This window comes from Collinsella sp. wc0529 (assembly GCF_046116875.1).
Taxonomy (GTDB): domain Bacteria; phylum Actinomycetota; class Coriobacteriia; order Coriobacteriales; family Coriobacteriaceae; genus Collinsella.
In genome coordinates this window covers 1043506-1056129 of record NZ_JBJXBO010000001.1, presented here as the reverse complement: position 1 = coordinate 1056129, position 12624 = coordinate 1043506, and the positions used below count along the sequence as shown (strand labels likewise).

The window sequence follows — 12624 nt, the reverse complement described above, 5'->3', positions numbered from 1 at the left end:
TTAACTTACCAACGATAGTGAGAGAACGCGCGGTTGGCCTCGGCCATCTTGAAGACGTCCTCACGCTTCTTGACGGAAGCGCCCAGGCCGTTGGAAGCGTCGAGGATCTCGTTGGCGAGACGCTCGGCCATGGTCTTCTCCTTGCGAGCGCGGGAGAAGTTGACGATCCAGCGGATACCCAGAGCGGTGGAACGACGGGAGTTAACCTCCATCGGGACCTGATAGGTAGCGCCACCGACACGCTTGGGCTTAACCTCGAGCGTGGGCTTGACGTTGTCCATAGCCTTCTTGAAGGTAGCGAGAGCGTCGCCACCCTCGGACTTCTCGGCAACGATCTCGAAAGCGGTGTAAACGATGCGCTCAGCGGTGGCCTTCTTGCCGTCAAGAAGGACCTTGTTGATGAGCTGAGTCACCAGGCGGTTGTTGTAAACGGCGTCAGGCTGAACCTCACGACGATTAGCTGCTGCACGACGCGGCATGTGAAATCTCCTTAAGTGTCTACCGTGCGGCGCTTAGGCGGCACACGGCGAAAGTATCAAAACGTTATCTGGCTTATTTGGCCTTGGGGCGCTTAGCACCGTACTTGGAACGGGCCTGCATACGGTTCTGGACCGGAGCAGCGTCGTAGGCGCCACGGATGACGTGATAACGGACACCAGGGAGGTCACGGACACGACCGCCGCGGACGAGCACGATGGAGTGCTCCTGCAGGTTGTGGCCCTCACCCGGGATGTAAGCGGTAACTTCGATGCCGTTGACGAGGCGAACACGGGCAACCTTACGAAGAGCCGAGTTCGGCTTCTTGGGGCTCGTGGTGAAGACGCGGGTGCACACGCCGCGCTTCTGGGAGTTGTGCTGCAGAGCAGCGTTCTTGGACTTCTTGGGCACGGAACGACGGCCCTGGCGAACCAGCTGGTTAATAGTAGGCAAAGCGTACTCCTTCTCGAATGATTCCAGCTTTCTGTAAAGTGCAACGGCTTGAATCGAGGGGTCAGCATCCCCCTACGAAACACGCAGTTCGATAGGATACGTGGCGTTAGCTGTGCCGTCAACAGACCACGCCGCCGGGCGTATCCCAAAATGAGTATATTTCCGCAAAGCCTACACAAAAGGAATCCCCTTCTGTGCGCGGGGGCGGATTCCCGGCCCGGGCGGCCCGCTGTTTAAGTTTGCTGCTCTACAGTCCTGGCTCGCACGGAGGCCACATTAAGTGGCCTCCGGCTCGTGCGGAACTCGCGACAAACTTAAACAGCGGGCCGCCCGGACCGGGAATCCGACGTGCTCGTCGGGGCAACGTTCCCTGCCAAAAAGGGACAGGTTTATTTTGGTCGGTTTTATCTGGGGAAACGCCGCTCTTCACGGTGATTCGCATCCATTTGCCACGTTCTTGCGAGAATCAGGCAAATAGCGTTCAATCCACTCGTCCATATAACGCTAAAAAGGCCGCTTCCCCTCTTGGGAAGCGGCCCAGACCTTACGAATAGACGATGGTAAAGGGAACTTCTGTTTCGGTCTCTCCTGTTGATGTGTATCTCGTGCCCTCGAGGGTTACCGAGACCACTTGATCGACATTGATCAGCTTTGTCGGAACCGAGATGTTCTCCCCGCTATTGCGCGTCAGCGAAACATAGGAATTGTACGCGCCTGCAGCATCGTCTTCGATAATCTGCTCCGATCCATCCTTGTAGGTAACGGTCAACTTTTTCGTGACTGCGTCAATGCCCAGATCGTCGATGTGCGTCTGGATGGAAAACGGGCTAATCTCAAGAGGCGAGTCATCGGAGCGGAGTTCCTTTGTATCGACGTACGCTCCAACGCTAAACTCGGGCGTCGATGCCTCGAGCAGCTTCGCGTCCTCGCCTTCGCCCTCAGTCCAGCAGATATTCCAGCTGACCGCATGTCCCAAATCTCGCTCGCGATTCCACGAGGCAAAGTACATCGTGCCATTAATGACCGTGTCGCTTGATGTGTCTTTATCAATTGTGCAGCGTGTGTCAGCCCATTCCTCGCCGAAGTTCATGCTGGGCGTGCCGATGCCTTGTTCTTCTTCACCATAGAGAACAAGTTCGCCCGTCTCTGCTGCCGGCTTGTAGTAGTTAACGCCATTTGGATTGGACAGCGTAAACGTCACGGCACCGCAACCGTTTTTATCGATAGCCATCTCATGGATATCAAGCGTATAGCCGTTACCCTCGACGGACAGATTAACCTCCTGAACTGCACCCTCCAGGCTTTGGGGCGCAATGCCGTCACCAAACTCTCTGGTGTAGGTGTATTTAGCCCCCGATGAGCCGCCGTTGGTCCAGGTAATGGAATCCCCATTGCCGTGGTTTCCCCAGGCTGAGGCAAAATAGCTGGAATTGATAACGGCGTAGGCGACCCCTCCGGTCGCCAACACTCCGGCGAGACATCCGATTACGGCAACATAGAGAGACTTCGCGTGGCCCTTTCGATGAAGCGGCTCACCCGCAGCGGTATTAAGGACGCGATCTGCAAGATTGCTATCGGCTTGGATGGACTCGAAGGCCTGCTTGATTTGGTTGGATTTCACGGTCGCCCTCCTCTAGGATGAATTTGAGCTTCGATCGACCACGAGCTAAACGCGTTCGAACGGTCGCGGCTGGTACATGCAACAACTCGGCAATCTCTGAGGTCGAAAAGCCCAGATAGTAATAGAGCACGATGGGGATACGGAATCGTTCCGGAAGTCGCATAACGTCCGACAGGACAGCCCTGGTCTCATCCTGCGCTACCGATAGCGAACCGGCCAGGTTCTCAATATCCTCCACGCGCCTCCACGGCTTTCGAAAGAGCGATTTGCATTCATTGATCGTGACCCGGATAAGCCAGCGGCGAAGATGCTCCCAACTCTCAAAATGTCCATCGCTTTTAAGCAGCTTAAGAAAGACATCTTGGGCAATATCGTCGGCATCGGCACGATCGCGCAGGTACGTCAATGCGATTCGAAACACGACATCCCTGTGATCTTCAACCGCCTGTCTAAAAGCTTGTTCTTCCATAATCACCTCCCGGTGATGCTGATGTTTCTTGCTGAGGCCCTCACCATAGATACGCTTTGACCGAACGGAATGTTTCAAATTCAAGCAGGAAAAACCTACCAAAATAAACCTGTCCCTTTTTGGCAGGTTTTCTTCAACAAAAAAGACCCGCTTCCCTGTTGGGAAACGGGTCTTTGGAAGGACGGTTAACGTACTTGGAAATTACTCCTCGTCGTTGTCCTTGGCCTCTTCGGCGTCGTCGGTGTCCACGAGCTGGTTGAGCAGCTCATCGAGAGAAGCCATGTCCTCGTTGATGGCACCGTTGGCGGGAGCCTTCTTGTCGTCGATCGGGGCGCCCAGGAGCTCCTCGTCGGCGTCGGCGTGATGCGTCGGAGCGGAGGTACCCAGCAGGATATCGTCCGGACCGTCGGGGCTAAAGACCATCTGCAGCAGCTGCGAGAGGTCTTCCTCGTCGGCAACGTCGTCGTTGTTCTCGAGGATGTAGAGCAAGTCGTGGGCCTCCAGGCCGTCACGGAGCTCCTCGATCGCCTTGGCACCGATGCCGTCGATGCGCAGCAGATCCTCCTCGGACTTGCCGACCAGGTCGCCGACCGTCTCGATGCCGACTTCGCTGAACTTGTTGGTCCAGCGCTGCGACACGCCCAGGTCGTCGAACAGGTACAGACGAGCCTTCTCGGCGGAGATGGTGTGGCCGTTGCGGGTGAACGAACCGTCAGCACCGCCGAACTCGTCGTAGCCGGCCCAGTCGAGCTGCTGCGGGAGCTGCTCGTCCAGGTCCTTGAGCTCAACCGGAGCCCACTCGGGCAGCGACTTGGCGTTGGGCGAAGCCGGGCCGTCGATGTCGACATAGCCGTCGGCCGTGCGATACGTCAGCTTGGCGTTGGCGTACGGCTTGAGGCCGGTACCAGCCGGGATCTTCTTACCGACGATGACGTTGGACTTAAGGTCGAGCAGGTGGTCGACCTTGCCCTCGATGGCAGCCTCGGTAAGGACGCCGGCGGTACGGATGAACGAAGCGCTCGACAGCCAGGAGTCGATGTTGGACGCGACCTTGAGCGTACCCAGGATGACGGGCTCGGCCACAGGAGCCTGACCGCCCAGACGGGCAACGCGCTCGACTTCGTCGGCGAACTCGTAGCGGTCGACGTACTGACCAAGCAGGTACTTGGAGTCGCCGGGGTTGGTGATCTGAACGCGACGCAGCATCTGACGTGCGAGCACCTCGATGTGCTTGTCGTTCAGGTCAACGCCCTGGCTGGTGTAGACGTCCTTAACGCTCTCGACGAAGGTGTGCATCGTCGACTCGATGTCGGTCAGCTTGCGCAGGTTGCGGAAGTTGACGAAGCCCTTGGTGATCTGGTCGCCGGCGCGAACCTCGCAGCCGTCCTCGATCTCGGGCATGAAGCGCACCGAAGCGGGAACGCGACGCTCGTCGAGGACACGGGTGTGGTCCTCGGAGTCGGTGAGCGTCAGCACGTACTCAGACTTCTCGGGCTTAATCGAGAGGTGACCGGAGTACGGAGCCAGCTCGGCCTCGCGACCCAGAATCTTCTCGTTGACGTTGCCGACGATATCGAACATACGGCTGACCGTAGGCAGACCCTGCGTAATATCGTCGACGCCAGCAACGCCGCCGGAGTGAATGGTACGCATCGTAAGCTGCGTACCGGGCTCGCCGATGGACTGGGCGGCAATAATGCCGACCGCGGTACCGATGGCGACCGGACGACGGGTGGAAAGATCCCAGCCGTAGCACTTCTGGCACACGCCGTACTTGGAGCGGCAGGTGAGCAGCGCGCGAAGCTTGACCTTCTTGAGGCCGGCATCGACCATCTTCTGGATGTCGGCGACCTTCTCGATGTAACCGTCCTGCTCAAAGAGCACGGTGCCATCGGGAGCCACGACATCCTCGATGAAGCAACGGCCGACGAGGTCGGTGTTGAGGTCGGTGGTGCCGGGGATGATGAGGTTGTAGGTAACGCCCTCGTGCGTACCGCAGTCCTCCTCGCGGACAATGACGTCCTGGGCCACGTCGACCAGACGACGGGTCAGGTAACCAGAGTCCGAGGTGTGGGATGCGGTATCGACCAGGCCCTTACGGGCGCCGTAGGTCGAAATGAAGTACTCGAGCGGCAGTAGGCCCTCGCGGAAGTTCGCCTTAATGGGAAGGTCGATCGTCTCGCCGGACATGTCTGCCATCAGACCACGCATGCCGCCGAGCTGACGCAGCTGGGTCTTAGAACCACGGGCGCCGGAGTCGGCCATCATGTACAGCGGGTTCTCCTCGTCGAACATGTCGAGCATGAGCGCTGCAACCTTATCGGTACAAGCGGTCCACTCGTTAACGACTTCGATGTGGCGCTCCGTCTCGTTGATGAAGCCCTCCTCGAAGTACTCGTTGATCTGGTCGACGTTGGCCTGGGCGCGGTCGAGCAGCTCCTGCTTCTCGGCAGGGATGAGAGCGTCCCACACCGAGATGGTGAGGCCGGCGCGGGTAGCATAGTGGAAGCCGGAGTACTTGATGGCGTCGAGGATCGGGCCGACCTTGGCCTCGGGATAGCGATCGCAGCAGTCCGCAACCAGCTTGGCCACGTCGCCCTTGACCATCTTGTAGTTCATGAACTCGTAATCTTCGGGCAGGCACTGGCGGTTGAAGATGATGCGGCCGATAGAGGTCTCGAAGCGCGCGGTCTTGTTGCCGGTGACGTCGTAGTCGACAAACTCGTTCTTGCCGTTCTTGACGCGGAAGATACGGGTGCCGTCCTCGTTGATGACGTTGGCATCGGCAGCGGACACGCGGACCTGGATCTTGGCCTGCATGTCGACCTCGGAGCGGCAGTCATAGGCGTGCAGCGCGTCGTCGAAGCTCGAGAACACGTGGTTCTCGCCCGGCAGACCCTCGCGAACCTGGGTGAGGTAGTACACACCGATGATCATGTCCTGCGAAGGGATGTTGACCGGCTTGCCGGATGCCGGCGAGCGCAGGTTGTTCGCAGAGAGCATGAGCACGCGGGCCTCGGCCTGAGCCTGGCTGGACAGCGGCACGTGGACAGACATCTGGTCGCCGTCGAAGTCGGCGTTGAAGGGCGAGCAGACCAGCGGGTGCAGGTGGATAGCCTTGCCCTCGACCAGCACCGGCTCAAAGGCCTGGATGGACAGACGGTGCAGGGTCGGTGCACGGTTGAGCAGCACGACGCGGCCGTCGATGACCTCTTCGAGGATATCCCACACAAAGGTGGCACCGCGGTCGATAGCGCGCTTGGCGCCCTTGATGTTCTCGACCTTGCCAAGCTCGACCAGGCGCTTCATGACGAAGGGCTTGAAGAGCTCCAGCGCCATGGTCTTGGGCAGACCGCACTGGTGCAGCAGCAGCTTGGGGTCGGTAACGATTACCGAACGGCCGGAGTAGTCGACACGCTTGCCCAGCAGGTTCTGACGGAAACGACCCTGCTTGCCCTTGAGGGCCTCGGCGAGCGACTTGAGCGGGCGACCGCCACGGCCAGAGACCGGGCGACCACGACGGCCGTTGTCGAACAGGGCGTCCACGGACTCCTGGAGCATGCGCTTCTCGTTATTCACGATGATCGCAGGGGCGTCCAGGTCGAGCAGGCGCTTGAGTCGGTTGTTACGGTTGATCACGCGACGGTACAGGTCGTTGAGGTCGGACGCGGCGAAACGGCCACCGTCAAGCTGGACCATCGGGCGCAAATCGGGCGGAATGACCGGAATGACGTCCAGGATCATGTTCGCGGGGCTGTTGCCGCCCTTCAGGAAGGCGTCAACGACCTCGAGGCGCTTAACGGCCTTCTCGCGCTTCTGCTTCTGGGAGTCCTCGTCGGCGATGATGGCCTTGAGCTTCTCGGCCTCGGAGGGGAGGTCGATGGCAGCGAGCAGGTCGCGGACGGCCTCGGCACCCATGCCGCCCTTGAAGTACATGGAGTAGTAACGGGTCATCTCACGGAACAGCGGCTCATCGGAAATGAGGTCGCGCTCGCTGAGCTTCATGAAGGCGTTGAAGGCGTCCGTGCGGAGCTGCTTCTCGTCCTTGCACTCTTCCTCGATGTCGACGATGCCAGAGGCGATCTCCTCGGGGGTCAGCGGCTCCTCGTCGGAGAACTCGTCAAAGTTCTCGGGGTTGCCCTGCTCCTTGAGGGACTCGATCTGGCGGGCGCACTCGGCATCGATCTCTTCCAGATCGGCGGCGAGCTCCTCGCGCAGGTCGTCGGCGTCGGCCTCGCGAGCCTCGTAGTCAACCTCGGTGATGATGTAGCTGGCAAAGTACAGAACCTTCTCGAGGTCCTTGGACTTGATGTCGAGCATACGGCTCATCGGGAAGCTCGTGGGGCTCTTGAAGTACCAGATGTGGGACACGGGAGCGGCGAGCTCGATGTGGCCCATGCGGTCGCGACGCACCTTGGCCGAGGTGACCTCGACGCCGCAGCGCTCGCAGACGATGCCCTTAAAGCGGATGCCCTTGTACTTGCCGCAGGAGCACTCCCAGTCCTTGGCGGGACCGAAGATCTTCTCGCAGAACAGGCCGTCCTTCTCGGGCTTGAGGGTACGGTAATTGATGGTCTCCGGCTTCTTGACCTCACCGTGCGACCAGGAACGGATCTGGTCGGCGGAGGCAAGGGAGATCTTTACCGAGTCAAAATCAGTAGCTTCGAAATCTGCCACAGTCAACTACTCCTTATCAGTGGTCGTGGCGGCGACAGCCTCGGGTGCCTCGGCGGTCTCGGCATCCTGGGCCTCGACGTCGGCGTCAACGCCGGCGAGCGCAGCCAGGTCGTCGAGAGCGGAGGTCTCCTCGGCGGTCACAGGGGCGGAGGCGTCCTCGTCGGCATCGTGCATGGGCTCGATGTCCAGTGCAAGGGAGCGAATCTCCTTGACGAGAACCTTGAAGGACTCGGGGATACCCGGGACAGGAACGTTCTCGCCCTTGACGATGGACTCGTAGGTCTTGACGCGGCCCACGGTATCGTCGGACTTGACGGTCAGGATCTCCTGCAGGACGTTGGAAGCACCGTAAGCGTACAGTGCCCAAACTTCCATCTCGCCGAAGCGCTGGCCGCCGAACTGAGCCTTGCCGCCCAGAGGCTGCTGGGTAACCAGGCTGTAAGGGCCGGTCGAACGGGCGTGGATCTTGTCGTCGACCATGTGGCCGAGCTTGAGGATGTAGGACGTACCCACGGTAATGGGCTCGCGGAACTCCTCGCCGGTGCGGCCGTCGAACAGACGGGTCTTGCCGCGCTCGTCAAGCTGGGTGACGAACTCGGGGCGCATGTGATCGCCAAAGGCAGCGGTGGCCTTGTTGAGCATGTTCTTGTTGGCACGACGAATGACCTCGGCGATCTCGTCCTCCTTGGCGCCGTCGAAGACGGGCGTCGCGGTGAAGAACGGACCGGGGACATACTTGTCGGAGTCGGCCTGCTCGGTATCCCAACCGCAGGCAGCAGCCCAGCCAAGGTGGCACTCGAGCAGCTGGCCGACGTTCATACGCGAAGGAACGCCCAGCGGGTTGAGGATAACGTCGATCGGGGTACCGTCAGCCATGTAGGGCATGTCCTCGACCGGCAGAACGTTACAAATAACACCCTTGTTGCCGTGGCGGCCGGCGATCTTATCGCCCTGCTGGATCTTACGACGCTGGGCGACGTAGACGCGCACCTGCTCGTTGACGCCGGGGGCCAGGTCGTCGCCGTTCTCGCGGCTAAAGCGGACGACGTCGATGACGCGGCCGTAAGCGCCGTGAGGCATCTTAAGGGAGGTATCGCGGACATCGTGAGCCTTGGCACCGAAGATGGCGCGCAGCAGGCGCTCCTCGGCGGTCAGAGCGCTCTCGCCCTTAGGCGTGACCTTGCCGACCAGGATGTCGCCAGGGCCGACCTCAGCGCCGATGCGGATGATGCCGTCCTCGTCGAGGTTGGCAAGCATGTCCTCGGAGAGGTTCGGGATCTCGCGGGTGATCTCCTCGGGGCCGAGCTTGGTGTCGCGGGCGTCGATCTCGTGACGGGTGATGTTGATGGTCGTCAGCAGATCCTCGGCCACCAGGCGCTCGGACACGACGATACCGTCCTCGTAGTTAAAACCTTCCCACGGCATATAGGCCACGGTGAGGTTCTGGCCCAGTGCGAGCTCGCCGTGATCGGTCGAAGGACCGTCGGCCAGAGGCTCGCCCTGCTCAACGGTGTCACCGACGCGAACGAGCGGACGGTGGTTGATGCAGGTAGACTGGTTGGAGCGCTGGTACTTGGCCAGATGATACTCATCCATGCCGCCGGCATGCTTGACGATGATCTTGGCGGCGTCGGCAAAGATGACCTCGCCGGCGTTCTTGGCCAGGGTGACCTCGCCGGAGTCCAGAGCGGCGCGGCGCTCCATGCCGGTACCGACATAGGGAGCGGCGGGGTGAACCAGCGGCACGGCCTGACGCTGCATGTTAGCGCCCATCAGCGTACGCTTGGCATCGTCGTGCTCAAGGAACGGGATCAGCGTGGCTGCGACGGAGAGCATCTGACGCGGCGAGACGTCCATGTAGTCGACGTCCTCGACGGGCACGTCGGCGGGAGCGCCGAAGGAGCCGTCGAAGTCGCGGGTACGGGCGATCACGCTGTGCGGACGGACGATCTTGCCCTCGGCATCGGTCGTGATGAACTCGTTGGTCTTAGGATCGAGCGGCGTGTTGGCCGGCGCGATGACGTGCTTCTCTTCCTCGTCAGCGGTCATCCAGTCGATCTGGTCGGTGGCAACGCCGTTCTCGACGCGACGGAACGGGGCCTCGATGAAGCCATACTCGTTGACGCGGGCGTAGAGGGCGAGCGAGCCGATCAGGCCGATGTTGGGGCCTTCGGGGGTCTCGATCGGGCACATGCGGCTGTAGTGCGAGTTGTGGACGTCGCGGACGGCCGTCGGCACGTTGGTGCGGCGGCTGGAGCCGGACTTGTGGCCGGCAAGACCGCCAGGGCCGAGTGCGGACAGACGGCGCTTGTGGGTCAGACCGGTCAGGGGGTTCGCCTGGTCCATGAACTGCGAGAGCTGCGAGGAACCGAAGAACTCCTTGATGGAGGCCACGATCGGACGGATGTTGATAAGCGACTGCGGGGTGATCTCGTCGATGTCCTGGGAGCTCATGCGCTCACGGACGACGCGCTCCATACGGCTCATGCCGATACGGAACTGGTTGGCGACGAGCTCGCCGACGGTACGGATGCGGCGGTTGCCGAAGTGGTCGATATCGTCGACCTTGAAGCCCTGCTCGCCGGCAGCGAGGGACAGGAGGTAGCGCAGCGTCGCGACGATATCCTCGTCGGTGAGCACCGTGACCTCTTCCTCGGTGGTGAGGTTGAGCTTCTTGTTGACCTTGTAACGACCGACACGGGCCAGATCGTAGCGCTGCGGGTTAAAGAGCAGACCCTCGAGCAGGCTGCGGGAAGCGTCCACGGTGGGAGGCTCGCCAGGGCGCAGACGACGGTAGATCTCGATGAGGGCGTCCTCGCGAGTGAGGGCGGTGTCGCGCTCCAGGGTGCGCTTGATCACATCGGAGTTGCCGAGCAGCTCGATAATGTCGTCGTTGGTGACGGCGATGCCAAGGGCGCGCAGGAACATCGTGGCGCTCTGCTTGCGCTTACGGTCGATGGAGACCATGAGCTGGTCGCGCTTGTCGACCTCGAACTCGAGCCAGGCACCGCGGGACGGGATGATCTGAGCCTTGTAGATCTGCTTGCCCGAATCCATCTCGGAGCTGTAGTACACGCCCGGGGAGCGGACGAGCTGCGAGACGACGATACGCTCGGTACCGTTGATGATGAAGGTGCCCTGATCGGTCATCATGGGGAAGTCGCCCATGAAGACGAGCTGCTCCTTGATCTCGCCGGTCTCCTTGTTGGTGAGACGGACGTCGGTCAGAAGCGGGGCCTGATAGGTCATGTCCTTCTCGCGGCACTCCTCAACGGTGTGCGCGGGGTCGCCGAACTGATGCTCGCCGAAGGTAACCTCGAGAACATGGTTCTGGCTCTGGATGGGGCTGGATTCCTTGAACGCCTCACGAAGGCCCTCGTCCTTAAAACGCTCAAAGGATTCCCTTTGAACAGAGATAAGGTTGGGGAGCTCCATGGCCTCCGGGATTTTCCCGAAGCTGACGCGCTTGCGCTCAGTGGCAGTGTATGCGTAGGTCACCAGGTTTTTCCTCCTTCACGGAAATGCTCGGTGGGTTGGCGAGGCATAGCTTCGCCAGTTATCGCAACCTAATAGTTTATCAGGTACCGACCGTTGGGCAAGAAAAGCCTTGACGCGATTGAGTTTTTGGAGTAGCAAAGTTTTTCGACAGAAAAAATGCAGGTAGATATATGCGTATCGAACATCTGTTCATATATTTTCTGTGAACAAAGAGCCGGCAATCGCAACTCTTATAAAAAACGGGCGCGAACCGAAGTCCGCACCCGTAAATGTCGATGCCCGAAGGCTTACTTGCGCATCAATCCGCCGCGCTCGTCGATGGCGTCCCAGAAGGCATCGGCAAAGCGGGGATCGCTTGCAGCCATGAGGGCGTTGGTGGCCATCCAGCCAGAGGGAGTGCCGGTGTCGTAGCCCGACAGCGGGTCGATGACGACGGCATACATGGCCTCACGGTCGAGCGAACGGGCCATGGCGTCGGTGAGCTGGATCTCGCCGCCCTTGCCGGCCTGCTGATCTGCCAGCAGGTCCATGACCAGCGGGCTCAGCAGATAGCGGCCGACGATGTACAGGTTGGACGGAGCAGCCTCGGGAGCGGGCTTCTCGACCAGACCGCCGATACGCCAGACAGCGCCCGGCTCTGCATCGGCAACGTCCTCGGCGCCCTCGAGCGAACCAACGCGCTCGCCGGCGATAACGCCGTAGCGGCTGACTTCCTCGGGCGAGCAAGCAGCGACGGCGATAACCGAAGCTCCACCGTGCTCCTTGGAAACGGCGAGCATCTTGTCGCAGATGTCGCGATTAGGCACAACGTAGTCGCCCAGAAGAACCAGGAAGTTCTCCCCTGCCACGGCGTCGGCAGCAGAGCGGATAGCATGGCCGAGGCCCTTGGGCTCGTACTGATAACGGAAGTCGACCGGCATACCGCCAGCGTGGGCGACGGCATCGGCATAGGCGTTCTTGCCGCGCTCGCGCAGCAGGTTCTCGAGCGAGCGATCGGGCTGGAAGTAGTTCAGTAGCTCGGGCTTACCGGGAGAAGTAACGATGATGGCGTCGTCGACCTCCTCGGGGTCGAGCGCCTCCTCAACGACGTACTGAATGACGGGCTTGTCGAGCACCGGCAGCATCTCTTTGGGCGTGCACTTGGTGCCAGGCAGAAAACGCGTGCCAAGACCGGCGGCGGGGATGATTGCCTTCATGTTATTCAAAGATCCTTTCGCAGGCGCAAAAGCGCCCCATGCGTGCGGCACACAGCCGCAGACCAAATTGCGATACCCAAGCATCTTACCGCTGGAACTATATGTCGCTACAAGGCAGAGACAATTCTTCAGCAGGTCAACGCAAATTATTGCTCGAATGGTGCAATTTTATTGCCCAACGGCAGGGTGCCCGATACGACGCAAATCACAGAACATGGCAGTTTGAGCTACCG

At 60.5% G+C, this 12624-nt stretch carries 7 protein-coding genes; all 7 read right to left on the bottom strand.

Annotation, left to right across the window (positions count from 1 at the left end; genetic code table 11):
* Nucleotides 1–5 precede the first annotated feature (5 nt).
* Nucleotides 6–479, bottom strand: a complete 474-nt coding sequence (rpsG, locus tag ACKUTP_RS04445; protein ID WP_006235013.1) for a 30S ribosomal protein S7 — start codon at nucleotides 477–479, stop codon at nucleotides 6–8.
* A gap of 73 nt (nucleotides 480–552) precedes the next feature.
* Nucleotides 553–930: a 30S ribosomal protein S12 gene (gene rpsL, locus ACKUTP_RS04440; RefSeq protein WP_006235012.1), complete on the bottom strand. Its 378-nt coding sequence runs from the start codon at nucleotides 928–930 to the stop codon at nucleotides 553–555.
* Nucleotides 931–1474: 544 nt separating this feature from the next.
* Nucleotides 1475–2551: a DUF4179 domain-containing protein gene (locus tag ACKUTP_RS04435; protein WP_409063636.1), complete on the bottom strand. Its 1077-nt coding sequence runs from the start codon at nucleotides 2549–2551 to the stop codon at nucleotides 1475–1477.
* On the bottom strand, nucleotides 2502–3020 hold the full coding sequence (locus ACKUTP_RS04430) for an RNA polymerase sigma factor (protein ID WP_409063635.1): 519 nt from the start codon (nucleotides 3018–3020) through the stop codon (nucleotides 2502–2504). The genes ACKUTP_RS04435 and ACKUTP_RS04430 overlap by 50 nt, the downstream gene beginning before the upstream one ends.
* Before the next feature lie 201 nt (nucleotides 3021–3221).
* Complete coding sequence (locus ACKUTP_RS04425) at nucleotides 3222–7697, bottom strand: DNA-directed RNA polymerase subunit beta' (RefSeq protein WP_172677957.1); 4476 nt, start codon at nucleotides 7695–7697, stop codon at nucleotides 3222–3224.
* A gap of 6 nt (nucleotides 7698–7703) precedes the next feature.
* Nucleotides 7704–11195: a DNA-directed RNA polymerase subunit beta gene (locus tag ACKUTP_RS04420; protein WP_271745422.1), complete on the bottom strand. Its 3492-nt coding sequence runs from the start codon at nucleotides 11193–11195 to the stop codon at nucleotides 7704–7706.
* 287 nt (nucleotides 11196–11482) lie between these two features.
* Entirely contained in the window at nucleotides 11483–12391 is a 909-nt protein-coding gene (locus ACKUTP_RS04415) for a UTP--glucose-1-phosphate uridylyltransferase (protein WP_055250255.1), read from the bottom strand.
* Nucleotides 12392–12624 lie beyond the last annotated feature (233 nt).

What these genes read in the sequence shown, in the direction of transcription:
- rpsG (WP_006235013.1), bottom strand. Translation starts at nt 479, where the DNA reads ATGCCGCGTCGTGCAGCAGCTAATCGTCGTGAGGTTCAGCCTGACGCC.
- ACKUTP_RS04430 (WP_409063635.1), bottom strand. Translation starts at nt 3,020, where the DNA reads ATGGAAGAACAAGCTTTTAGACAGGCGGTTGAAGATCACAGGGATGTC.
- ACKUTP_RS04415 (WP_055250255.1), bottom strand. Translation starts at nt 12,391, where the DNA reads ATGAAGGCAATCATCCCCGCCGCCGGTCTTGGCACGCGTTTTCTGCCT.